15 protein-coding genes are annotated in these 26,860 nt (G+C 38.5%); 5 read left to right on the top strand and 10 right to left on the bottom strand.

Going from position 1 to position 26,860, the window contains the following annotated elements; genetic code table 11:
* Positions 1-13 precede the first annotated feature (13 nt).
* Entirely contained in the window at positions 14-955 is a 942-nt protein-coding gene (locus EAL49_RS05575) for a chemotaxis protein (RefSeq protein WP_120829438.1), read from the bottom strand.
* Positions 956-1,032: 77 nt separating this feature from the next.
* Between EAL49_RS05575 and ligA the strand changes: the two genes are divergently transcribed.
* The 4 genes from ligA to EAL49_RS05555 all read left to right on the top strand — a co-directional run bounded on the left by ligA (position 1,033) and on the right by EAL49_RS05555 (position 5,221).
* On the top strand, positions 1,033-3,003 hold the full coding sequence (gene ligA / locus EAL49_RS05570; RefSeq protein WP_120829437.1) for an NAD-dependent DNA ligase LigA: 1,971 nt from the start codon (positions 1,033-1,035) through the stop codon (positions 3,001-3,003).
* Positions 3,004-3,127: 124 nt separating this feature from the next.
* Complete coding sequence (locus EAL49_RS05565; protein WP_000399945.1) at positions 3,128-3,460, top strand: hypothetical protein; 333 nt, start codon at positions 3,128-3,130, stop codon at positions 3,458-3,460.
* Between the two features lie 304 nt (positions 3,461-3,764).
* Positions 3,765-4,466, top strand: coding sequence for an ATP-binding cassette domain-containing protein (locus EAL49_RS05560; protein ID WP_120829436.1), 702 nt, complete (start codon positions 3,765-3,767; stop codon positions 4,464-4,466).
* Complete coding sequence (locus EAL49_RS05555) at positions 4,466-5,221, top strand: ABC transporter permease (protein WP_000500917.1); 756 nt, start codon at positions 4,466-4,468, stop codon at positions 5,219-5,221. Before EAL49_RS05560 ends, EAL49_RS05555 begins: the two co-directional genes overlap by 1 nt.
* A 64-nt stretch (positions 5,222-5,285) precedes the next feature.
* Here the strand turns inward: EAL49_RS05555 and EAL49_RS05550 are convergent, their stop codons facing one another.
* The 9 genes from EAL49_RS05550 to EAL49_RS05510 form a co-directional block, all read right to left on the bottom strand.
* Positions 5,286-14,849 carry a vacuolating cytotoxin domain-containing protein gene (locus tag EAL49_RS05550; protein WP_120829435.1) on the bottom strand — a complete coding sequence of 3,188 codons (9,564 nt, stop codon included), beginning with the start codon at positions 14,847-14,849 and terminating at the stop codon, positions 5,286-5,288.
* Positions 14,850-15,016: 167 nt separating this feature from the next.
* Positions 15,017-15,586 (bottom strand): outer membrane beta-barrel protein, encoded by a 570-nt coding sequence (locus EAL49_RS05545; RefSeq protein WP_120829434.1) that lies wholly within the window; start codon positions 15,584-15,586, stop codon positions 15,017-15,019.
* A complete protein-coding gene (gene hefC, locus EAL49_RS05540; protein WP_120829433.1) occupies positions 15,583-18,669 on the bottom strand; it encodes an efflux RND transporter permease subunit HefC in 3,087 nt (1,028 codons plus the stop codon). The genes EAL49_RS05545 and hefC overlap by 4 nt, the downstream gene beginning before the upstream one ends.
* 12 nt (positions 18,670-18,681) lie before the next feature.
* Positions 18,682-19,386: an efflux RND transporter periplasmic adaptor subunit HefB gene (hefB, locus tag EAL49_RS05535; RefSeq protein WP_000619654.1), complete on the bottom strand. Its 705-nt coding sequence runs from the start codon at positions 19,384-19,386 to the stop codon at positions 18,682-18,684.
* Positions 19,387-19,395: 9 nt separating this feature from the next.
* On the bottom strand, positions 19,396-20,829 hold the full coding sequence (gene hefA / locus EAL49_RS05530; RefSeq protein ID WP_120829432.1) for an efflux RND transporter outer membrane subunit HefA: 1,434 nt from the start codon (positions 20,827-20,829) through the stop codon (positions 19,396-19,398).
* Positions 20,830-20,837: 8 nt separating this feature from the next.
* Positions 20,838-21,857 (bottom strand): uroporphyrinogen decarboxylase, encoded by a 1,020-nt coding sequence (hemE, locus tag EAL49_RS05525; RefSeq protein WP_162973114.1) that lies wholly within the window; start codon positions 21,855-21,857, stop codon positions 20,838-20,840.
* Between the two features lie 67 nt (positions 21,858-21,924).
* Entirely contained in the window at positions 21,925-22,542 is a 618-nt protein-coding gene (locus EAL49_RS05520) for a hypothetical protein (RefSeq protein WP_162973113.1), read from the bottom strand.
* On the bottom strand, positions 22,539-23,195 hold the full coding sequence (locus EAL49_RS05515; protein ID WP_120829430.1) for a 3-methyladenine DNA glycosylase: 657 nt from the start codon (positions 23,193-23,195) through the stop codon (positions 22,539-22,541). The genes EAL49_RS05520 and EAL49_RS05515 overlap by 4 nt, the downstream gene beginning before the upstream one ends.
* 117 nt (positions 23,196-23,312) lie before the next feature.
* On the bottom strand, positions 23,313-24,845 hold the full coding sequence (locus EAL49_RS05510) for a flagellin A (protein WP_000885496.1): 1,533 nt from the start codon (positions 24,843-24,845) through the stop codon (positions 23,313-23,315).
* A gap of 175 nt (positions 24,846-25,020) precedes the next feature.
* Between EAL49_RS05510 and EAL49_RS05505 the strand changes: the two genes are divergently transcribed.
* Complete coding sequence (locus tag EAL49_RS05505; protein ID WP_240461650.1) at positions 25,021-26,790, top strand: ATP-binding cassette domain-containing protein; 1,770 nt, start codon at positions 25,021-25,023, stop codon at positions 26,788-26,790.
* Positions 26,791-26,860: the final 70 nt, after the last annotated feature.

Here is a 26,860-nt window from a genome sequence, read left to right as displayed (position 1 = left end):
ACAAAAATTAAATTTATGAAAGCGTTTTTTTAAGCATTTCATGGATTTCAAGAATGTTAGATTTTACCACAAAACCATCCGCTTCTAAAGATTGGGCTAATTGGCGGTTAGAATCGCTGCTCATGGACGAATTGATAATCACAGGAAGATGCTCAGTTCTATGATCAGCTTTAATGGTTTTTAACACTTCAAACCCTGAAATGTTAGGCATTTCTAAATCCGTAATGACCACGCCGACTTGTTGGTAATGTTCTTTTTCATACAAATAATCCAACAATTCCCTCCCGTTTGGAAAGGCTAAATAACGCAATTCTAAAGTTTGAACGATCTTTTCTAGGGTTTTAAGAGCGCTTAAGGAATCTTCAGCGATTAAAATGAGTTTTTGGCTTTGAATGGCTTCTATGCAACGCAAAGTCAAATCGTCTAAATCTTTCAAGCTAGGGAAAACATCGCTAATCATTTTTTCCACATCTAAGATCTGCACCACTCGTTGTTCATCAAAACGAGTGATAGCGCTAAGCTTGCCCTCTTCATTAATGCCTTGTTTGTCCCCAGCGCTAATCTCAGTCCAATTTTTATGGATGATCCTTTCAATTTTTAAAACCTTTAGAGCGATGGAATGGTTAGAAAAATGGCACACGATCACTAAATTATGGTCATCTTTAACGCTGCATTCTTTTAGATCACGACTCGGATCATTGGCGTTATAATGCAACCACCTTTTCACATCCACTAAAGGAATGGATTCGCCCCTAACGCTAAGAAACCCAAGCATCATGCCATCGCTCCCCCCAAGAATCTCTGTAACCTCTCCGTCATAATGGATAATTTCTCGGATCTTAAAAATATTCATGCCATAAAGTTGGGTGTCTTTTTCTGCATCTAATCTAAAGCACAGAAATTGCGCTTCGTTGTTTAAGTGCAACGAAGTCGTTTTGTCAATGTCTCTTACCACCTAATTTCCCCTAAAGCCCTATCAAAGATTAAATGTTATAATACTACCCTAATTTAGTTTAAAAGGTTTTTACAAACATGATAAAAAGCCAAAAAGAATATTTAGAAAGAATTGCATATTTAAACACCCTATCGCACCATTATTACAACCTTGATGATCCTATCGTAAGCGATGCAGTCTATGATGAACTTTACCAAGAATTAAAAGCTTATGAAGAAAAAAACCCTAATAGCATTCAAGCTAACTCCCCTACCCAAAAAGTGGGGGCTACTGCCACCAATTCATTCAATAAGAATCCCCATTTAATGCGGATGTGGAGTTTAGATGATGTGTTCAATCAAAGCGAATTGCAAGCGTGGTTGCAACGCATTTTAAAAGCCTATCCTAACGCTTCATTCGTGTGTTCGCCCAAACTTGATGGGGTTTCGCTCAATCTTTTGTATCAACATGGCAAGCTAGTGAGTGCGACCACTAGGGGTAATGGCTTAGAAGGAGAGCTTGTTACTAACAACGCTAAACACATCGCTAATATCCCCCACACTATCGCTTATAATGAAGAAATAGAAATCAGGGGCGAAGTGATCATTTCTAAAAAGGATTTTGACGCTTTGAATCAAGAGCGCTTAAATGCTAACGAGCCCCTATTCGCTAACCCCAGAAATGCCGCATCAGGGAGTTTGAGGCAGCTTGATAGCAAAATCACTAAAAAGCGTAAATTGCAATTCATTCCTTGGGGCGTGGGCAAGCATTCTTTAAATTTTTTAAGCTTTAAGGAGTGTTTGGATTTTATCGTCTCGTTAGGTTTTAGCGCCATTCAATACTTAAGCCTAAACAAAAACCACCAAGAAATAGAAGACAATTACCACACCCTGATTAAAGAAAGGGAGGGCTTTTTTGCCCTTTTAGACGGCATGGTGATCGTTGTGAATGAATTAAATATTCAAAAGGAGCTAGGCTACACGCAAAAATCCCCTAAATTCGCCTGCGCTTATAAATTCCCGGCTCTAGAAAAACACACCAAAATTGTAGGAGTCATTAACCAAGTGGGGCGCAGCGGGGCAATCACACCGGTCGCTCTTTTAGAGCCTGTAGAAATTGCTGGAGCCATGATTACGAAAGCGACCTTGCACAATTATTCTGAAATTGAAAAAAAGAATATCATGCTCAATGATAGAGTCGTTGTCATTAGAAGCGGCGATGTGATCCCTAAAATCATCAAACCTTTAGAATCTTATAGAGACGGCTCGCAACATAAAATTGAACGCCCCAAAGTTTGCCCTATATGCTCGCATGAGCTTTTATGCGAAGAGATTTTTACTTATTGTCAAAACCTTAATTGCCCAGCAAGGTTGAAAGAAAGCTTGATTCATTTCGCTTCTAAGGACGCTTTAAACATTCAAGGCTTGGGCGATAAAGTCATAGAACAACTTTTTGAAGAAAAACTCATTGTTAACGCTTTGGATTTGTATGCTTTAAAATTGGAAGATTTAATGCGGCTAGACAAATTCAAAATCAAAAAAGCTCAAAATCTATTAGACGCTATTCAAAAGAGCAAAAACCCTCCCTTATGGCGTTTGATCAACGCTTTAGGGATTGAGCATGTCGGTAAGGGAGCGAGTAAAACGCTAGCCAAATACGGCTTAAATGTGTTAGAAAAAAGCGAAGCCGAGTTTTTAGAAATGGAAGGCTTTGGGGTGGAAATGGCGCGTTCTTTAGTCAATTTTTATGCGAGCAATCAGGAATTTATCCGATCGTTATTTGAGTTGTTGAACCCTAAAAACAGCGATATGGCTGAAGAAAAGCAAAAAAGCTCTTCTGTTTTCAGCAATAAAACGATTGTTTTAACCGGCACGCTTTCTAAACCACGGCAAGAATACGCTCAAATGTTAGAAAATTTAGGGGCAAAAATTTCTTCAAGCGTGAGTGCTAAAACCGATTTTTTAATCGTTGGAGAAAACGCCGGCTCAAAACTCTCTCTAGCAAAAAAACATGGCGTGAGCGTTTTGAATGAAGAAGAATTGTTAAAACGCCTTAAAGAATTGGATTAAAATTAAAATCAAATACCCGGTTAAATTCTAAAGAAAAATTCCAATTTTCATTTTTAATGAATTTACTCACAAAATCCTATTTTATAGTAGAATGCGAAAAATAAAGATGTTTTAAGGAGCAATGATGGAACACCATAAAGTGCACACAACCGTTCAGGCTTTACAAGCCAAACGCAAAAAGTTGCTAACCGAATTAGCCGAATTAGAAGCAGAAATAAAAGTGAGCAGCGAACGAAGGAGCAGTTTTAACATTTCGCTTTCGCCGAGTTTGTTAGCCGAAATAGAAGAAATAGAATACGAAGAAAAAACAAGCAAAGAGCGAAGAATCAATCACAGCGTTTTACTTTCGCCTAGTTTTATGGCTAAAGTGGATGAATACATGAAAGAGAAAGGTTTTCCTAACCGCTCGCTTCTCTTTGAAAAAGCGTTGGAATTTTACATGTTAAAACACCCATAAACCAGTAACGGACAAAAAATGAGAGGGTATTTAGGGTTTTGAGAATGGAAAATCAAAGACTCCGTTCCTTTGGTTTTTTAAGGTTATTGATCTTTTTATTTAAAGCCTTGGCTCTGTTTATTTTTTGGAGTTTGAACGCTTTTTAAAATCGTTTGATGCGCTTAGAGCGTGTTTATCAGTAACGCTTTGAGCTCGTTTTAACAAAGATTAGTTAATTTTTTAGTAATACTACGCTAAATAAAACCATCATTTGAATATAATAACCCTAAATAGGATTTTAAATCATTTCTAATAAGGGGATTTTATGATTTCTAACATCAGCATACACCCAAAAACCATGTTTAAAAACGCTTTAAATATACAAGATTTTTCATTTAAAAGTCATACTAGTACAGCCATTATTGGCACAAATGGTGCTGGAAAATCAACGCTTATCAACACTATTCTAGGCATTGGATCAGACTATAATTTTAAAGCACAAAACAATAATATTCCATACCACGACAATGTTATACCACAACGCAAACAATTGGGAGTTGTCTCTAACCTATTCAACTACCCACCTGGATTAAACGCAAACGACCTTTTTAAATTCTATCAATTTTTTCACAAAAACTGCACTCCAAATCTATTTGAAAAAAATCTTTTGAATAAAACCTACGAACACCTAAGCGATGGACAAAAACAGCGCTTAAAGATTGACTTAGCTCTTAGCCACCACCCCCAATTAATTATTATGGATGAACCAGAAACTAGTTTAGAGCAAAACGCTCTTATAAGACTATCAAATCTCATAAGCTTGCGCAACACCCAACAACTTACAAGTATCATCGCCACTCATGATCCTATTGTCTTAGATAGTTGCGAATGGGTATTGCTCCTTAAAAATGGCAACATTGCTCAATACAAACCTTTAAATTCTATATTAAAATCTGTAGCTAAAACTTTTAACTTTAAAGAAAAACCAACCACAAAAGACTTATTAGCATTACTAAAGGATATTTAGTGGGAGCAATTCTATCTATCCTAAAACTTGAAATCAAATCTTATCTCACCAATACAAGTGCGCTATTTTGGACTTTTATTTATCCTATTTTAATGCTCCTATTACTAATTTTTGTTTTTTCAAAAAATACCACTGAAATTTTTTACTTTAATAACATTATAGGTCTAATGGGACTTCTTATTATTTCTAGCGCGATCTTTGGTCTCACACAAGCTATAACAAGCTCTAGATCGCATAATATATTTTTGTTCTACATGCTATCACCAGCAACTTTCAAACAAATAACTCTAGCATTAATCGCTTCAAGACTAATCGTTGTAATCCTATATGCTTTTATCTTTATTGTTCTCTCTTTTTATGCGCTCAATATCATCACTATTCTTAATTTTAAAGCGCTTATTTTGGGGTTTGTTAGTGTTTTTTCAAGCGCATTGTTTTGTTTTTGCTTGGCAATTTTTGTAGCTAGAATTTTTCAAAACGAACAAAGCATCTTAGGATTTTGTAATATCATCAATCTCTATGCGCTAATGTCTTGTAATGTTTTTGTTCCTTTAGAATACCTACCTAATATTGGTCAATTATTTATCAAAACATCTATTTTTTACTACCTTAATCAACTTCTAATCAAAGCTTTTCAAGGGATTGATACTATACTGGTTTTAGCAACTTCAACATTTTTCATTATTGGTGGCATTATTTTATTTTTACTAAGCGCTAATCGCATGTTACTAACACCAAAAGAACGCATGCGTTAAATCCTTAATCCCACCATTTATCAATTGTTTAATGGCTCAAAAAAAAGGGGTAAGCCCCAACCCCCTAAAACGCTAAACGCATTCCAATATTCCCGGTAATGTTGATCATTTTGTAATCCAATCCAAACCTAGCCCCCACCCCAGCATTCGCATAAAAGCTTTTAAACAATCTCACTTCCCCGCCTGTAGTGATGCTCGCAAAAGTGTTATAAAGCTCGCCTTTCCTGTAACTCAAAGTGTTGTTACCAATGAAACGCACCAATTTATCCCCCATAGACCTTACAAGCAAATCCCTACCAACGCCGCCAATCGCATAAAAATAAGAGTTTGTGTTGAAATAATGGCGGTTCTCCAAAGCAAGATCAATCGTTAAAACGGATTTTTTAGACGGATCAGCGTTCGCTTTAAACTGGTTATAGATCGCATTATTCATCACCCCTTCCAAACCGGTCATGCCAATATAGTAATACCTCAAACCAATTTGAGGTTTTAAAATGATGCTTTTATTTTTAAACATGAAATCATACCCGTAATTGACTTTCACGTTCGTTGTCCATGTGCTGTATTTGTAGGATTGATTGATCATAGAAAGCAGAGTATCAGTAGAGCTAATTTGGGTTTTATTCGCCCCCCAAGTTTCATTGACGCTAAAAGTTAGCTCGCTTTTTTTGATAAAGGCTCTCGCATACAAGCCCACATCCACATTATCGGATTTAGAATTAGTGATGCGTTCATAAAAACCGCTATACCCATAAGCTGCATACCCCCCAACAATCACATCCTTAATGAATCTGTCATAGCCCACATTGACACCATAGAGCGTTCCTGTGCCATTTTCCACAAAGCTCACGCCCCCAACACCAGTCGCCCAAAGGTTGTTTTTTAATTTATCCCTTTGAGAGTATTTTAAAATCACATCCATTGCATTAGGGATAGCGTCAGCAAATCTTTGGTTTTTAAGGCTGCTCAAGCGTTCGCTAAAATCCGTTGAATCAAAAGAAGCGAAATTAGAAAGCTTGGCTAAACGCCCCATTTGTTGCGTGTAAGTGTTGAGTTGCAAAACATCGGTGGAGTTGTTTTTAAGATTGGGTTTAGAAAGCATGCCTAAAGCGCTAGTAATATCTTTCATTAAAGTAACAATGTGTTCAGTGGGATTGTCTTGCAAATAATAAGGAGCGAACAAGGGATTACCTCCCTTAGCCACAAAAAGCTCATTCAACCACATAATGGAATGATTGCCCGCAGATTTGATTGCATTCAAACCTCCGCCGCCTTGAATGCGCTGGATATAGTATTCCAAACTAGGGGCTTGAATGTTAATGGGTTGATTAGAAACCGTAACTTGAACCTTATCATAAAGGATAGATGAATACACCATTTGCCCTTGATTGTCTTTAAAGCTTACCACAAGACCCCCATCCTTGATATTGACCGGTTTGTCATCATAGCTTAATGAATCGCCCTTTAATTGCATGCGTTTGCCGTTAAAATCAATGAGGGTGTAAAGTTTAAGATAATCGCTCAAGCTCCCACCAAGAATGGTTTGATTGTCATATCCATAAACCATGCGTTTAGCGTCCATAAGCGTGTAAGCGCCTTGCTTGAGTTGGGTATTAAAATGGATTAAAGCTTGATTGTTATAAGACATGATCGTAGAAGTGCCCGTTACATTAATAATCGTTTGATGGGTGGGGTTATTAAGATTAAAGATTAATGACCCTTCGCTCTTAAAATTCCCCCCCACATTCAAACCATTTTCATTCGTACTGAGAGCCGCTCCTTTTACCACATTGAGATTACCGCTGATATCAGCCCTATGATTAGAATTATTGTTAAAAGCGTTATTCACGATCAAATTATTCGCTTTAAAAGTAGCGTTTGGCTCTAAATTTAAAGTCCCGATCGTGGTATTTTGTAAGACTTTTGAAAAATCCACTAAGCCATTCGCTCTAATTGTGCCTAAGAAAGCGAAATTATTCGCATTCACTTCTAGCGTTTCATCGGTTGGAGCGCTTGAAGTTGAAGGATTAGTTTTTTTCTCGCCCATGCAATCTAAAACATTCACGCAAATTTGACCTTTTTGAACGCTAATATCGTTTCGTGGCGCATTAAGAATTAAACCATTGGTAGCGTTTAAGGTGTCTAATGAAATATTAGAAAAATCTTTAGATACAAAAGAAAGCCTGCCCTGATATTGCGTGAAATTGATCGTATTTTTCCCGTTAAAAATAATGGACTTGCCCGCTACAAAATTCAATTCCCCCCCTGTGGCGTTACTAAACGAGCTGTTATTCACAAACACATGGTTTTTAGCCACGAAATTGAAATTCCCTTTTTGCCAGAGATTGTGCAAGCCTTTAGGTTTGAGTAAAGATCCCATGCCCAATTGTTTCAACTCATCTTGTAAGGATTTAGGGAGTATGGTGCCTAAACCTTGATGATAAACGCCTCCAAATCCCTTATCAGCGACGATTTTATTGATCATTTGCCCTAGGACTTGATTGCTCATGATTTTATTCACTACGCCTTCGCCCAATAAGTCATTTAACGCTTTTTCACCTATGCTAGAAATGGTGCTAGTCAGCTCTTCGCTAGGATTAGTGATGCTATTTAAAGCGATATTGACTAACACGCTCAAATCCTGCGGGCCTAGCCAAGAAATGAGCTTATTGATTAGGGGGGCTTGATTGATCATTTGATTGAGAATATCCCCAAAAGTCGTTTTATCCAAGAAACTCTGTAAGTCTTTGGCATCAGAGCTAGAGCCTATTTTATCCAGGGCTTGATTCAAACCTCCAGGCACAAAATTATTGGCAAAAGAACTCAAGCTTTGCTTGCCATACCAGTTATTGATGAAATTCTCTACATTTTCAATCCCTAAAGTTTTCACGATGAATTTTTCAAACCCTGAAGAATGGGCTTGGATCTGTTCTAAAAGCATTTGATCAATTTCTTTTCTTTTTATAGGATCTAGCGCGTTTAAAAGCCCGTTTTCACCAAAAACATCGCCCACCGTTTTAGAATTTAAAATTTCCATGATCGCGTTTTTAAAAGCGCTCACGCCTAAGAGGTTATTCACTTCAGTAGGGCTAAGCAATGAGCTTAAAGTCTTAGATCCAAAATCTTTAGGGATCATGCTGGCTAAATCTTTAGGGATAGCGTTATTGTTCAAACTCTCTTCATAAATGATATTAGAAAGCGCATTCCCTAAACCTTTTTCTCCAAAAAGCTTTTCAATGCCCTCTTTCCCCAAGTAAGAAAAGATTTTATCGGTCCCTTGAGCGTCAATATTGGCTTGATTGAGCACTAAATTCGTCGCGCTTTCAAAAGACACATTCGCGCTCCCCCCGCTCCCCCAAGCGTTCCCGCTGCCGATGGTTCCGGTAATGTAAATGTTTTTAGCCCTAAAATTAGCGTTAATATAGCCTAAATAAGGCGCGCTAGAATGGAGCAATTGCCCTAAATTAGTCTGCCTAAACATCTGGCAAGCGTTATCCCCAACCGCGCATGGCTCTTTATACCCATCGCCTCCAAACCACACCACGCTGTTAGTGTTCGTTTGCCCTTCTTTGATTGCCCCTACCACGAGATTGCCTTGAGAGAAATGGTAATTAGCCGTGTTGGAAAAATTATTGATAATCTTTAATAAGCTCTTCCAATTTTCTTGGTTTAAAGTGATACCATACTTTTCAAAGATACCAAAAAGAGTTTCAAAACTATTTGGGCTATTGAGATTGAGATTGTCTAAAGCCCCTGAAGATAAAAGATTGGCTATTTTAGGCAAAAACTCCTTACCCAAATTGGCGATCACACTCAAATCTTGCTTAGTGATAGCCTGATTGTAAATGTGTAAGGCTTGTAAGGGTTGGTTTTGCGCGTTATAAGTCCCGGGTGTTTCATTGTTTTGATTAAAGCCTTTGATATTGCTGCTCAAATAATAAGTGCCGGCTTTATCGCTTGTGTGATTATAGGAATTAGAGCTTTCATCATAAGGGTTTTTTTGGTAAAAATACAAGCTAGGGGCGAGATTAAATGCCGTATTATTAGAAGCGCCGTTTTGAGAGATCTGCACTTTCAAGCGGTTGTTATGCAAGGTTTCTGTAATCGTTTCAGTTGTGTTGAGCGGGTTAATGAAACTCCAAGAATGAACGCCGTTATTAAACGAATAATCAGCCTTGTCAATCTGTATGCCGTAAAAACGGATCTTTTCATAGCCGTTATTCCCCATTAAACCCTGAATGTTTTGAGCTTGTAAAATATTATAAACTAAGGGCTTGTTTTTTGCATCAAACAAATTCACATTAGACAGATTCAAAACGCCTTGAGATCCAAAGCTGAAATTCCCGCTTGCATTAATAGCTAGAGCGTTAGCGCCATTGCCTAAAAGGTTTAGAGTGCCATTTAAAAGAACGCTTTGAAAATTCAGGGTGCTGTTGTTGCTTAAATCAAATGAAGCGTCTGCATTAAAGGTCGCTAATTTAGTGAAAGAAATTTGAGAATTATTGGCATAAAAACTCACAGGAGCGTTAAAAACGCTATCGCCATTGAAATTTAATAAGCTTGAGTTATTGAGATTGAAATTCGTTTCCCCTTCCACTTTGAGAGCGTCAAAGCTCGCTTGAGAACTTTCAGCTAGATTCATCGTAGAGTTTTGTTTAAAAGTAGAAGCGCCTTGGAAATTGATATGGATATTTTTAGCCCTTAAATTGAGCGTGGCTTGATTAAAATTTGTATTCCCTTTGAAATTGATAAGGCGCACAGAGTTGCCAAAATCAGGCGTTTTACCAAATAGCGGAATCCCATAAAAGGTTACATTAGCGTTATTGAAATTTGCTTGATTGAAGCTTACTTGAGCGTTAGGGTTCAAATTCAAATAAGACACCCCATTAAAAGCGGTTGTGCCGTTAAAATTCGCCACGCTGTTGTTGTAAAAAGAAAGGCTTGAGGCGTTTTCTAAAGCCGTTTGGGTTTGGCTATCCCCAACATTAATAGCAGCGTTGGGCTTGACTGAAAGCCTGGAATTATTGAAAGTAACATTCCCATTCAATGATGACTGATTCACATTCTTAGACACATCAATGACTATTTGAGAGTTATTGAAAATAATGTTATTAGCTTTCAAATCATAGCGAATGCCCCCTCCTAAAATGGAATTAGTGAATATCAGATCCGTATTCGCAACCATATTCACATACGATGAGCCGCTCTCAGTCGCTCCGTTAATATTGGTCCAACCACTAAAAGTGGTGTTTTCAAAAGCGATACGCCCTGAATTAAAATTAAAGCCTCCCCATGTGAAATCCCTAAAGTTAGAGTTTTTAATTTCCATAGAAAGCCTGGAATTGAAATTCGCCCAAGAATGCTGGCTCGCGCTAGTTTGTAAGCCCATAGCCACGGTTTGAAAATTCGTGTAATTCAATCCGTCAGCGTTCAAGGTTTCATCAGCGTTAAAACTAATCGTCGCCCCACCGCCGGCGTTAGGGTTGCCGACATTAAAGTTATTCGTTAAAAAGATATTAGTCGCGTTGAAATTGCCATGCAAATACAACAAATTATTCTTACCAAACCAGATAGATCCGCCATTGTTATTGGCCTTTTCTTGAGCGCTCCCTAAAAGCAAAGTCCCTACCACCGTAGCCCCAAAGTTCAGCGACCACGCAAAAGCGCTAGAGCCAATAAGGTCTTGATTTTTATAAGGCGCGATATAGCACACGCCAACACACACAGGGGTTTTTCCTGGAATGAAATCAAACTGCTTCCTCACTTGATTCCAAATATCCTTAGAATCAGCGTCTGTGTGGAAAGGCGAAGAATGGATAGTGAAATATTTATAGGTGATAGAGCCTGGGTTAAAAGTTTCTTCAAAAACAAATTTTTGGCCGTTGCTTTGGGTGAATTGCACAAAAAAAGTGTTGTTATCCGCTCTTAATAGAGTCCCTTGTTCGCCACCATAATGGATTAAATTCCATAAATTTTTTGAAAAAACATTGTCCGCCAAAATTTCATTATTATATTTAATGTTATTCCCGCTTAAAAGCGTGTAGGTGGTGTTGTCAGTCAAATCCCTTTCAATATTAAAAATACTATTATTGTCAATAGCGATTGATCCTTGAAGGCGGCTAAAAGGATCGCTATTAATAAGCGTGTTTGTGCCTTTAAAGGTGGTGTTTTTAGTGTCATTAAACGAATAGCTCCCGCCATTAAACGAGTTGTTGTTAAAAATTAGGTTTTGCGCTTTGGCGTTGATGTTATAGGAATTGAAAGTGTTGTTTTCTAGGGTTAGGGAATTTCCGGTGCTGTTTTCACCCCCTTTATAAATCAAAGTGCCGTTATCGCTAAAATTAATGTTCTTAATCACGGCATTTCCGTTAGCGCTAGCGTTATCCACGCCAAAATTCCCCCCTCCATTCACAGAGCCTTTATCCCAAGTAATGTTATTGGCCTTAAGGTTAAAGCCTCCATGCGGGGTTTGGTTGCTAAAATTTGCGTTTGTTACATTCAAGTTGCCGTTATTGACAATGAAATTCATCCATGAATTTTGCAAACCGGCTTTATCGTTATTCAAATTAGCGTTAGCGATATTCAAACGCTTTTCAGCGTTAAACACTAAAGTCGCGCCCCCACCAGTTTTAGCCCCATTGCCGGAGCGAATCGTGCCGGTAATGTCAATTTGGTTGGCTTTAAAAATGCCTTGAATATAGCCCACTAACCCCCATTCAGCCCCAGAAGTTTTCCCAAAACCCACCACGCTATTAGAAGCGGGATTTGCTCCATCAAGAAAAGGGGTGGTCTGATTGAACACTAAAACGCTGTTAGCGCCGCTATAATCTTGCGTGAAAACGCCTGTGCCAGCGATCTTCCAAGTCGTCATGCCGTTGAGATAGAACACGGTGTTACTGGCGTTATTATTGATATTTTTAAGATGAAATGCATCATTGTGGATATTCACGCAATGCGTATAGCCTAGAGTGCATAAACGGGTGAGCGTGATCCCGTTATTAAAATTTTCTTTGATGTAGTAAGTCAAGCCGTTATCGGTGAATTGGACATTATAAATTTTAGCGCTGCTTGGTGCGGTTTTATTTTCATCTACTAATTTACCACTAGGGTTTTCCCCACTCGTCCAACGCAACATTTGATACAAAGCGTTATTGTTATCCTTATAATCCACGCTTTTAGCGTTAAGCAATTGGTAAGTCGTGCCTACGCTTAAACTGCTCAAAAGCCCTTGCATGTTGAAAATAACGCCCTTATTGAAAGTAAAATCCGTTTGAGCACCGTTTATTTTGAATTGGTTATTCACATTAAAAGCGTCATCAGTAAAACTGACTTTAGGGGTATTATTGAAATTAAACACGCCCCCATTGAACGAGTTATGATTAAAATCCACTTGCTTGGCGTTAAAACTAAACGAACCGCCATTAAACGAGTTGTTATTAAAAGCGTCTGTCTGCTCTGCATGGTTGAAATTAAACGATCCGCCATTAAACTTGTTTTCATTAAAGGTGTTATTCGCGCCATCAAAAGTGTAAGAAGCGTCATCTAAAACGGATTTTTCAATGGTGGTCTTGCCTTGAAACTTAAAATTCCCTGCTAAAAAGTTCGTGTTTTTAAAGGTGTAAGTGTTTTTAGGGCCTTGAAATTTGTAATAAGTCTTGTTGAAATTCACGCTATCAAAAGCGCTGTTACCGGTAAAATCATACCCCCCACCCGTCCAATCGTAAAAATCAGACTGAGAAACATTGATCTTACCACTCCTAGAACTATCCCCTAAAGCGATAAAAGTCATGTAAGAGTTTTGTGAAGTGGTTTTTAAGTTTTTAAAAGTGGCTCCGGCGATATTGACTTCAGTTGCACCCACAAAATTCAAAGTCGCCCCCCCACCGGTTTGAGCGCCATTCCCAGACATCATGTTACCGGTGATATAAACCCTATCGGCTGTGAAAGTGCCGGTGATATAGCCCGTTTTCCCCCAATTGACTCCCTCATACCCCCCAAAACGCACCGTGCTGTTAGATTTAGGGATTGCGCCATTAGCCCAAGGGGTCGTAGCGTTAAAGACTAAAGCGCTGTTTTTCCCGCCATAGGTTTGAGTAAATCTCGCATTAGTGTAATTCCAAGTGTTCAAGCCGTTAAGATAAAAAATCGTATCGTCTCTATTGTCTTTAATGTCTTTTAAATTAAAGACATTGTCATGGATATTCACGCTATTGGTGTAATAAATATTGTTCGCGCCATAATAGACGGATTGCAAAACAATGGAATCAGGACTAAAAATTTGTCTGAAATGATAAAGCGTGCCGCCTAAATTGTAGGTTACATAGTAAGTGTGGGTGTTGTTATTGGAAGTGGCGTTTTTGCTATTGTCTTTTGTGGCTTGCGTGTTTTTAAGCCTGATGATATTCCATAAGTTATTGACATCATTATAAGTGATGTTGCCATTTTTCATGCTAAAGAGCGTGTAAGCGCTCCCTATACTAGGCGTGTAATTTTGAATATTAAAAATCGCATTAGGATTAATAGTAACTTTACCGGTCATATTGACAAAAGGCGAAGTGGGGTTATTGATCGTGGTTGTGCCTTGAAAATTAACATGAGCATCAGGTCTATTAAAAACGAACCAACCCCCATTAAAGGTCAAATTATTAAAAGTAATATTATTTGCATTAAGAATGTAGGCATTTCCTATAGTATTAATATTGCCATTAGGCATGCTCCCTAGAGTGCTGTTATTAAAGGTAACGCTATTAGCATTAAGATTGAGTTTGTAATGATTGATATTAGAGTTAGTGAAAGTGATGCTCCCCCCGATACCATTCCCACCCTTATAAGTGAGCGCGCCATTATTGTTGAAAGTTACTCCGCTAATGGTAGTTGTGCCATTGCTATCCACATTGTCAAAGCCAAAATTCCCACCATTGACGATCCCACCATTATAAGTGATCTTTCGCCCCATAGCATTAAAGCCTCCATTAGGGGTTTGGTTGCCAAAATCTGTGTTTGTCAAATTCACGCTATGATTGGAAATCAAATTGATCCAAGAAGTTTGTGTCCCGGCTCTGTTATTTTGAAAATAAGCCCCATTAGCGCTTAATTCGTTTGAGCTTTCAAAAACCAGTATCGCACCTCCGCCAGTTTTCCACTCATTGCCCGATCCAACAGCTCCTGTGATAAAAATGTCTCTAGCCTTAAAAACCCCCGTAATAAAACCGATATAGCCCTTTTCCCCAAACCACACAGAAGAATGATTAGGTGTTGAAGAAGCGTTTTTTGTCCCTATGTATAACTGACTATTGTTATAATTTTGCGTGAAATTCCTATTCCCCCCAGCCCAAGTGCGTAAAGGGCTGACATAGTAGGATTTGTGGCTGTTATTTTCATTCACGCTATTGAGCCAATACACCGAACTCTTATAATCTTCAGCGCTCAAAGCCGAAACAAACCCTAGCCCTAAGAAGATTTTTTTATTAATGGATAGAGAAGAATTTGAATGCGTTTTTAAGGAGTAAATTGTCAAAGGCGAGTTTTTGATTGTATATTTTTTAGCGATTTTCTTTTTAATGCCCTTAAAAGAGCGGTTTTTGCTAAAGCGTTCCTTTAAATCTATTTTGCCATTTCTATAAGTCATATTTTGAACCCTTTCATATTATATTATATAATTACATTTCTTAACACTATCTACAACAAAAAGGTCATTATATTAACTAAAAGAAAACAAAACAAATCCTTTTATATGTTAGTAACCAATCTCATTATAAAAACCATCAGTTAGTTACTTTCTGTAATACATCTCCTTTAAAAAGCGTAACTATAACTCGCATGGATAAAAACGCTCTCTAAAAAATAAAGATTTTTAAAAGAATTTCTAGTCTTTGAAAAAGGGATCTTAGCCCCAAGCTCTATGCGGTGGTGGCGATCGATCGTGCTGCCAAGCCCCACATTAAACAAGCCGTTATAACCCATAAACGAACTATTTTTCATGCCTAAATGGTTGCTTTGATAAAAATACCCTATCCCAAGCCCCCCATACACCCCAAAGCTGTATTTTTTGTAAGTATAAAAATCGCTTAACACATCAATATTTAAGCTCAATAAAGAAGTGTTAATCGTGTGCAGTGCGGTGGGTTTTATCGCCATAAGGTAGGAAAATTCACCCCTTAGCGCTAGAGTTTTAAAAAAAGCGAATTGATACCCCCCTTTAGCCCCCCATAAAAAAGCCGTATAAGAAGAGTCGCTAATGGGTTTTGGGGTTATTTTAATAGGAGCTAAACCCACCATAGCCCCAAAATAAATATGACTTTTTTTAGGCTCAAACGCCCCTAACAAACCCGCCCATAAAGCCAAAATTAAAACAATTTTTTTCATTCTAAAGTTTTTTGGTTTTGATAAAACCGCTTGATTTTGTCGTCTATGGGAGCGAGCAAACGATAAAACACCGGCACAATGAGTAAGCTTAACACCATAGAAATCATCAAGCCCCCACTCATCGCAATCCCTATAGGGGATTTCATCGCCGCTCCATCCCCACTCGCTAGCGCTAAAGGCAGCATGCCACAAACCATCGCAATGGTCGTCATTAAAATCGGTCTCAGACGGGTTTTGCCGGCAAACAAAATGGCTTCTTGGATATTCAAACCTTTTTTACGCTCTTCATTCGCCACATCAATTAAAAGCGTGGCGTTTTTACCCACCATACCAATGAGCAAGATCAAGCCTATCATAGAGAACATGCTCAAAGGCTGATGGACTAAACCTAGAGCAAAAAACGCCCCTGAAAAGCTTAAAGGCATGGTAACCATGATGATAAAAGGCTCTAGAATGGACTCATACAACGCCGCTAAAATCATATAGATCAACACAAACGCTGTCGCTAGAGCGACTAAAAACTCCCCATTGCTCTCTTTGGCGTTATCCGCTTCACCGGCAAATCTGTAATTTGCCCCTTCAACCAGCCATTCTTTAGTGTTTTTACTCACTTGCGTTAAAATCTCGCCCAAAGAAACGCCCGCATTCCTATTAGGCTCAGCAAGCACCGTAACGCTGCGTTGGCGGTTGTAGCGAGAAATACTAGACGGGCTTTTAGTTTCTGTGATTTCCACTAAAGCGTCTAAAAACATCAATTTATCGTATTTGTTACGCACTTGCAAGCGTTTGATGTCTTCTACAGAAACGCGCTTGTCATCAGGCACTCTAATGATCATGTCGTATTCTTTGCCATCTTCTTTGAACACGCTCGCTTGAGAAGTCCCAGAAAAAGCAGAACTCACCACTGATCCAATGGTTTGAGCGCTCACGCCGTATTTGTTGGCGTTTTGTCTTAAGATTTTGAGTTGCAGTTGCGGTTGCGATTCGCTCGTGCTTGTATGATAGCTTTCAACCTTGCCTTTTAATTCAGGGCTTTCTAATAAGAATTTTTTCAAATTCTCCACGCTTTTATCCACCGCTTCTTGAGAATGGGAAAACACAAAGGTTTGAAAAGGCGAACTATCCCCACCGCCCCCTAAAAGAGCGACTTCAGAAAGATTAATAATATCTAAACCTTTAGCTTCAGGCATGCTTCTTAATTCCTTCCTTAAAGCGCTCATCAACTCAAATTGCCCCAATTCACCCTCTTTTTTGCGCTCTTTTAAAGGCTTGAGTTGCACAAAAATTTTCGCTCTAAAAGGGTTTTGTGTGGTGCCATAACCCACTTGCAAGGTGGTGAATTCCACTTCAGCATGTTTTTCAATCGCTTTTTGAAAGATCTTGCTCTTTTGTGTCATGTAATCTATGCTCACGCCCGGTTTAGCCTTGAGCCACACTAAAAACCTCCCCCTATCTTCTTTCAACATGAACTCCATACCCAATTTAGAAGCCACAAAAAGCGAACCCACAAACACCAAAACCACCGCTATAAAGATAATGAGCTTGTGGTTTAATACCCATTGGAGCAATCGGGTATAACGAGCCTCTAAAGCCTTAAAAAAAGGTTCACTCCACACATAAAAACGAGAATGCCTGGGATTGACCACGACTGAACTTACCATGGGGATAATCGTAACGACCACCACATACGATAAAGCGATCGCTAAAGCCACCGTGATCCCAAAACTTTGGAAAAAGCGCCCGATAATGCCTTTCATGTTCCCTATAGGCACAAAAACAGAGAGCAGCATCGCTGAAATCGCCACTAGAGCAAAGCCAATCTCCCTCACCCCCTCATAGCTCGCTTTTCGTTTACTCATGCCCATTTCTAGCTTTTTATGGATGTTTTCAATCACCACGATCGCATCATCAATGATAATCCCTATCGCTAGCGTTAAAGCCACCATGGTGAGCATGTTTAATGAAAAACCCATCCATTGAATGAGTGCAAAAGTCCCCATGATAGAAATAGGGATAGAGATCGCTGAAACAAGGGTGATCGTGCCGTTACGCAAGAACGCAAACACCACCAAAACCGCTAAAATCGCCCCCAAGACTAGGTCAAATTTCACGTCTTCAATAGAGGTGCGGATATAGCTCGTGGTGTCTAAAAAGGGTCTGATTTCATAGCTGGGGCTAATGGCTTGAATGTGTTTTAAAGCTTCATACACCCTATCCACGATTTCAATTTCATTCGCTCCGGCAATCTTTTGGATTTCTAAAATCACACCGGGCTTGTCTTTAAAGCTCGCAAAAGTGTTGTCTTCTTCCAAACCGATTTCAATCTTTGCAATATCGCTAAGACGCACATGATTGCCCACTTGGATCTTTTCCACATCTGCGACGCTGTAACTATTCGCATTCACTAAAATAGACAATTCCCTTTGGCTATTGACAATGCGCCCCCCATCAATTTCCACATTCTCCGCTTTAAGCGTGCTGAAAAGATCCGCATAAGTCAGGTTGTATTTATTCATCAAAGTGGGATCGGCATAAATCCTAATCTGGCGCTCCCTAAAGCCGTTGAGCTGCACGCCCCCTACCCCATTGATTTTTTGGAGCATGGGCTTAATGGTGTTTTTAGCGTAGTCATTAAGGGTTGTAGCGGGCACGCTTGAACTGCTCACAAACAATGAAATAATGGCTTGGCTGTCGGTATCAAATTTATTGATAGAGGGTTTTTTAATGTTAGAATCATCAAAACGCACCGAAGAAATTTTATTCACCACATCGTTTAAGGCTTCTTCATTAGGCTTTTCTAACTCAAATTCAATGACGACAATACTCACATTTTTAGAACTCGTGGAAGTAACCTTTTTGATCCCATCAATCCCCATCACCGCTTCTTCAATCTTATCGGTTACCTTACTCTCTATGATTTCAGCGCTAGCCCCAGGATAAGTCGTAGTAACCACCACCGTAGGCATATCAATTTTAGGGAAAAGCGCCACGCTCAATTTTTTAAACCCCATCACCCCAAAAAAGACAATCGCCAAAGCAAACATCAAGGTCGTAATAGGACGATTTATCGCTGTTTTATACATCAAAATATCCTATTACTTCGTTTGGATAAACCCATCGCCAAAAAGCCCCACTGCCATAGGCTTAGACAAAAGGGCTTCAGCGCTCACTTTCCTGGTGTTTTCATCAACCGTGGGGTAAATCTTAGTGATTTTAGCTTCATGCTGATTAGAATCCCCATCTATAGAATAAGTGTAAGTATCCCCCACTTTGACTGCATTAATATATTTAGAATCAAATTCAATAACCAATTTCCTAGCATGGCTGACTAGTCTCAATAACACCGTGTTATTCGCGCTCACCCCCTCGCCCACCTGAATGTTTTTGCTCGCTATCACGCCATCAAAAGGGGCTCTTAAAATGGTTTTATTCAATACCGCAATAGAATAAGCGTAATCCGATTCCAAGCGCCTGTAAGTGAACTCATAACCCTCTAGAGTGTTTTTATCCACAGCACCTCCAATTTTGCTGTATCGTTGGTATTGCTTTTTAGCGAAAATGAGTTGTTGTTCGGTGGAATCGCTTTGAGCCTGTTTGTCTTGATTATACAAAAGCAACAAAACATCGCCCTTTTTGACCACGCTCCCCTCAGTAACCTTAATGCTATCCACAATCCCTGTGCTGTCTAAGGTGAGTTTGGAATCTTGCATCGCTTTCACATTGAAAATCGCATACACTTTTTCGCCAGCTTCCATGCTCAAAAAACTCAAAAAAAGTCCTATTAAAATTTTTCGTATCATTTTTATCCCTTAATGCACATAGTCGTCTATTTTATGCCCGCTGTTGAAAATGTAATTGGCTTTTTGCACTTCATAATTATTGAGCGCTAAATTGTAAGCCACTTCTGCATCAAAGCGCGTGGTTAAGCCCCTTAAATAAGTGGTGAAATCCACTAAATTAGCGTCGTATTTCCTTTTAATATTGGCAAAAGAAAGATTAGCCGCATCCAAACTAGCCTTGGAAGATTCAATCTTGGCTCTGGCAATATCAAGCGACTTTCTGTAAAGCTGTTCGTCTTTTTCTTGCTCTAATTTTTTATACGCTAAATTCTTTTCATTCGCTAATTGGCCTAGCATGATGGATTGTTTTTGCAAGCTCAAGCCTATATCATCAAAAATATTCAAAGTCGCAGTAACCCCAGCCGTATTTTGCTGACCTGGGAAGAAGTTCCCAAAACTCCCCAAAGCGTAAGCGGGTTTTTGGATCCAAAAAAGCCATGAGTCATACACATCTATCTTGGGGTAATAATTGAGTTGCTTGTTTTGGTATCTGAGCGCAGAAATTTGCTCCCTTAAAGAGACTAAATCTTGCCTTTCTCTTAATTGCAAATTAGGCGCATCAATCGTAGTCTTTTTTAAATTTTTCACACTGAGATTAGTGAGATACTCTAAAGTCAAGCGGTTTTGTTCCAAAGCAAATTGCATGTCCAAAATATCGTATTCGCTCAAATTCCCTTGCGCTTTTAGACTTTGTAAATCATCAATCGTGGTTAGCCCTTTGTCATAGAGCTTAGTAACCCTTTTAATGTCCGTTTTGATTTGCTCTAATTTCTTTTGCAAAGCGATCATGCGAGCGAGATTGTTAAAATACTCGTAGTATTGTTGCACCACTTGCAAATACACGCTTTGGCGGCTATACTCTAAATTAGCCACAGTGGATCGGTAGGTCGCAGACTTTTCTTTGACATTATTCACATCGCTAAAGCCATTAAACACATTCAATTTGACTTCAGCTTGGAGTTGTTGCGTGTTGTAATGCTTAAAGTGCGGAGTATCCCTATTTTCATTCTTAAAATTATAACTCGTATTTAAGGTGGGTAAAAACATCGCTTTGGCGATGGTGTGGTTTTTCATCGCTTGCTTGACACTGAGTTCTTGCGCTTGCAAACTGAGATTAGAAGTAGCCCCCTTTAGCAATTCATAAAGACCCAAAGCGGCTTTATCGCTTTTTTCATGGTATTTAGCGATCTCTTGATTGATCGTGGTCGCTGTTTCTTTAGGCGAGGATAAAAAACTCGGTGTTGCTTCTAAAGAACTTGTCGGCGGATCAATGAGCTTTAAATTCTTATGGCTGTAATTGTTAAGGATTTGCTTGATTTCATCGGGGGTTTTAGAGGGGGTTTGCGCCAAAGCTAAAGCAGTGCATAAACCTAATAAACTCACACATCTTATAATGGTATTCATCAATCCCCCTAGCGCTTGGTTTTATTATGCACTAATTGCACTAAATACTTGGCGTTTTCTCTGGGTAAGTCCGGCAACATCCCATGCCCTAAATTAAAAATATGCCCTTGATTGCCCATGACTTTTAGAATCGTTTCAACCCCTTCTTCTAAAGCGTTTTTATCATAAAGGCGGGTGGGTTCTAAATTCCCTTGCAAAACATACTTACCGCCTAAAATCTTTTTTGCCATCTCTAAAGGCGTGCCCCAATCCACGCCAAACACATCAAATTCCCCGTCTATGCTATCCAAATAAGCGCCAATCCCTTTAGGGAAAAGGATAACTGGGATATGCGCATAGCGTTTTTTAAGCTCTTTAGAGATTTTTTTCAAATAATCCCAACTGAATTTCAAATACGCTTCTTTTTCTAAAGCGCTAGCCCATGAGTCAAAGATCATCACCGCATTGACCCCTGCTTGGATTTGAAGGCTCAAATACTCTATCAATTCAAGGCTTAATTTTTCTAAAAGCGCTTTTAAAACTTCAGGCTCGCTATAAAGCATTTTCTTGCTTTTGGCATACGATTTGCTCCCCTCGCCTTCTATCATGTAAGTCGCTAAAGTCCAAGGCGATCCGCAAAAACCGATCAACGCTTTCTCTTTAGAAAGCTTTTGGCGCGTTTGAGAAATCGTATCATAGACATAGTTTAGTTGTTTATAAGCCCCTACTTTTAGGCTTTCCACGCTTTTTAAATCCGTAATCGTCTCTAAAAAATGCGGCCCCTTTTTGGGGATAAACTCCAAATTCAAGCCCATTTCCAAAGGCACTACTAAAATATCGCTAAACAAAATAGCCGCATCCACGCCTAAAATCTCTACCGGCTGTAAGGTAACTTCTGTGGCTAAATCGCTATTTTTACACAATTCCAAGAAGCTCCCCGCTTTTTTACGGCTTTCTTGGTATTCGCTAAGGTAACGCCCCGCTTGCCTCATCATCCAAATGGGCGTATAAGGCGTTTCCTTTCTAAAACATGCATCAATGAAAATCATCATCAATCCTTAAAGTTTGTCTAATTATGGTTTTTATACTCTATAGTTGTTTTTTAAAATGAATATTTTACCCTAAAAATCTCGTAAAATCATAAAAGGTGAAAGTGATCCCAACAGAATAAATATTCAATCGTGGCGTGCCAAAGGCTTTAGAAAATTTGCTTTGGATAAAATAAAAAGGGATAGCACCCCTTGCTTCTATACTCAAGCCAAAATTTTTAGCCGCATTGAAAAACAAGCCCACACTCCCCACCGCTGATTGGATATTGAATTGATACTTATCAATCTTAGCCCCTAAAATTTGGAGCTGATAGCCTAAGGCGATTTTAGGGATAACCCACCCCTTAAAAAGCCTAACCCCAGCCATAAACCCAGCGCTCATGAAATACGAATCGCCCATTCCTGCATCCAAATACCCCCCTAATAAAGCTTTCTTTTTTAAAACGAACCCTGCCTGAAAGCCTAAAGAAGCGTCATGATAAATTTTATCCATCAAAATAGGCGGGCGGTTTTTAGGGCGGATGGGGGATCTTTTAGTCGTTTCTGCATGCTGATAAAGATAGCCGATTTTAAAAGAGCCAAAATATTTTTTAGTAGGCTCTAAAGGTTTAAAAAAATCCCCATCCTTTTTGGCCAATAAAACTCCTTTTAAAAGGCTTAAGATTAAGAAAAATCTAAAAATCAAAGCTTCAATTCCCATTTTTGTTTGGAAAATTCTACAATCTTTCCATGGAATCTCGCATAAAGTTGCGCTAAAGAAATGGTGTTTTCATAAAGCGCTAAGGCGGAATTTAAATTCTCTTGAACGCCTTTTTCAAAAAATTTTTGCAATTCATCATAATCTTCTATCTCTATGCCTAATTTTTTTAAAAAAAGATAGCTGTATTTATCCACCACCATCACTTCTTTAGCGCACGCATAGCATAAAATCGCATCCGCGCTTTCTTTGCCAATGCCCTTTTGGTCTAAAAGCCACTCTCTGGTTACTTCTTGTTTAAAATTTTCAAAACTTTGAAAGTCTTTTAAAATATTCTTGCTCAAATCAATCAGTCGTTTGGCTTTTTGGTTATAAAACCCGCTAGGGCGGACACACTCTGCAAGCTTTGAAAACTCTATATAAGCGATTTTTTTAAGATTGATTTCATCATCATTTTCTAAAATGAAAGCGTTTTTTAAATTTTCTAAAGATTTCAAAACGGCTTCAAATTTAGTGTTTTGCGTTAAAACCGCCCCTAGTAGAGCTTCAAATTTCAAAGCGTTAGGCCACCACCAAGCAGGGGCGTTTTTCAATAAATCCAAACTCTTTAAAGCCTTTAAAATCTCAAAACTATCCAACACAATAACCGCCTGTAATAAAAAGGAATCAAAAAGAGTATTTTATTAAAAAAGAAGCAAAAATTAAAGCGAAAAGCCAACGCTTAAAGCGTTAGCCCCATACAAACACCTTTCTTAAAACTAAGTTAAAAGTCTTAAGATATTTTGTTGAACGGTGTTGGCTTGACTCATCGCATAACTGCCTGATTGCGCCAAAATATTGTTTTTATTGAAATTCGCGCTCTCTTCAGCAAAATCCACATCCCTGATTTGAGATTCAGCCGCTTTAACATTCACTTGAGTGATGCTGATGTTATTCACGGTGCTAATCATTTGATTTTGCACAGAACCTAAATCAGAGCGGACTTTATCCAACATTTTCATCGCAGACTCGGCAATATCAATCACCACCATCGCGCCTCTTAAGGTTGTAACCCCAGATCCCAAGCTTTGATTACCACTAGCGATGACAGCGTTATAGTTCGCGCCACTGGCTGATTTGACATTAGCGTTAAAATTCCCGGTAACATCGCGCAAATTCACCGTGGTTTCTGCCACTTGAGATTCCCCAAAACCAATCGCTGTGAAACCTAAATGTTGCGAATCAGAAGCCGAAACGACATTGATGCTCTTAGCGTCTAAGCGTGTGAGAGAAAGTCTCCCATAGTTAGTAGAGCCTTTTGTTAAATCCTGACCGCCATTAACCATCGTTAAAGCGCTAGGCCCGTTACTGACGCTATCGGTTTTGATTTCAATCCCACGACCATCTATACTGCGCAAATTCAAGCGCCCTTTTTGATCCGTATAAGCTTCCACGCCGGTTTCTGAAGTAACCGCATTGATCGCTGCAACCAATCGCCCGTCTGAGTCGTTTTTCTTAATATCTGCGATATTCCCCAAATGGATCCCATTTAAGGTTAAATTACTCAAACTTCCTGACTGGACCGCCACATCGCTTGTGGTGATAACGCTCGCATAAGCTTTAACCCCTGTTCGGTTAGAGTTCTTGTTAATCACTTCTGCTAACACGCCAATCCCTGTGCCTGCTGAACTAGAGACTTTCACGCTCTCTAAAGTTACATCATTCACGCCATCCACTTGTTTAAAAGTCAAGCTAATATCCCCAGAAGCCGTGATTAACGCGCCTGTAGCGATACGAACCTGACCGATTTTATCCGAAGTGGTAGAGCCGATAGAAGCCTTAATACTTTGGTTAGAATAAGCCCCTACTTGGAATTCTTTGTTAGTGAATTGACCAGACAATAACGCTTGCCCATTATAAGTAGTCGTATTACCGATATTATCTAAACCTTGAATCAAACGAACGATGTCAGATTGAATCGCTTTACGAGATTCCGTAGTTTGCCCATCTTGAGCCGCTTGAGTCGCTTTAACCTTAACGGTGTCTAAGATTTTTAACTGCTCATCCATAGCCTTATCCGCAACCTGGATAATCCCCATGCCGTCATTCGTGTTGGCAATCGCTTGACCCAAACTGCTCGCTTGTGAACGCAAAGAATCCGCTACCGTCATGCCTGATGCGTCATCAGCCGCTTTATTAATCCTTAAACCCGAACTCAATCTCTCCAATGAAGTTTTAAGCGCGTTTTGAGTGAGTGCGGATTGCACATGCGCATTCATCGCATTGATATTCGTATTGACCTGAAAAGCCATTGTTGTAACTCCTTGTTATAAAAAACCCAAAGGCATCCTTGCTTTTGGTTGGAACTATTATCGGTTAAAGTTTGAAATTTTAAAGGGCTTTATTTTAAAAGCAAAATTTAAAGGAGCATGAAAATGGGCTATAATAAAGAAAATTTATACCAAATCTTATTGCATGCAAACACCAATGGATACGATGAAAAACATTCCCCTAAGGACTTTCATTTTACTCTGTAAAAGCTCACCAAAATGTGTTGTGTTGGCATCAATTACAGTGCTATTTGTCGGCATTATTCCATCTCTAAATATCCTTGTTATGATAAGATTGATTGATATTGTGGTAAATTTGTTGCAAAATCATACACATTTTGAATACAGCTTGCTATTACCAACTTTATTACTATGGGGATCTTTGCTGTTTTTAGCACATGTATTATCAGGAATTTTATCAAGCTTGCAAACCATTATTGCCGAACAATTTTCTATAAACATCATCACACAGCTCGCTAATAAACTCACACAAGTTAAAAATCTAAGTTTTTTTGAAAATAAAGACCATACTATCAAGCTTAACACTATCCATAACGGACTGCACATCCGCCCCCTAAATTATGTCAGTAATCTCTTTTTTAATCTACAACGCATTATAGGGCTTGTGAGTCTGTTTGGAATATTATTTTCCATTAGTATTTATCTACCCTTTATAATGATTTTTGCAACAATGCCTTGTATTCTCATCTCCAACCATATAGCAAAAAAACACAGTGCTTCCATAGATAAGCTTCAAGACCAAAAAGAAAGCATGCAAAATTACCTATACTCTGGATTAGATAACCAAAAGAACAAAGACAACCTATTATTTAACTTCATGCTAAATTTTCATCATAAATTTATTGAAAACAAAGAATTGTATCTCAATAATTTTGTGAAAGTAGCTCAAAAAAACTTAATATCTACCATATATACTGATGTTTTAACCACCATTCTAAGTATTGCACTCTTTTTTCTAATGGTTTTTATTATCCTTTCAAAATTAATTGGTGTGGGAGCAATTGCTGGGTATATCCAAGCATTTAGCTCTACTGAGCAGCAACTACAAGATTTATCGTTTTATGGAAAGTGGTTTTTTGCTATCAATAAATACTTTGAAAATTATTTTTGTATTTTAGATTACCAAACACCAAAACCAGAAACACAAATCAAATTAGAAGAAAAAATCCATAGCATTACATTTGAAAATATTAGTTTCTCTTATCCTAATTCAAAACTTATTTTTGAAAACTTTAATCTCTCTTTACACTCTAATAAAATTTATGCATTAGTCGGCAAGAATGCTAGTGGGAAAAGCACGCTGATTAAATTATTGCTAGGGTTTTATATCCCAAATTCAGGTCAAATTATTATCAATAACAAATACTCGTTACAGGATTTAGAGCTAAACAGCTACCATCAACAAATGAGCGCTATATTCCAAGATTTTTCTCTTTATGCTGGGTATAACATTGATGATAATCTTTTTATGCAAAACAATATCACTAAAGAGCAATTAAAGCAAAAAAGAGAAATACTAAAATCTTTTGATGAGAATTTTCAAAATTGTCTTAATGATTGCAACAACACACTATTTGGAGCACAGTATAATGGGGTAGATTTTTCTTTAGGTCAAAAGCAACGCATAGCTACCATAAGAGCCTTTTTAAAACCAAGTAATTGCATTGTTTTAGATGAGCCAAGCAGCGCCATCGATCCCATTATGGAAAAAGAGTTTTTAGATTTTATTTTTAAAAAATCGCAATCTAAGATGGCTTTAATTATTACACACCGCATGAATAGTGTCAAACAAGCTGATGAAATTATCGTGTTAGATCAAGGCAAACTAATAGAACAGGGCAACTTTGAAACCCTTATGAAAAAACAGGGCTTATTTTCTGAATTATATTTGAAGCAACAATACTAACGAGCGATTAAAATGTTTGGTAATTTTGGGTATAATCTCAAAAGATTCAAATTTAAATAAGGAATGCCAC

This window comes from Helicobacter pylori (assembly GCF_003637665.1).
Lineage (GTDB): Bacteria > Campylobacterota > Campylobacteria > Campylobacterales > Helicobacteraceae > Helicobacter > Helicobacter pylori_CK.
This window is presented reverse-complemented; position numbering and strand designations above follow the sequence as displayed.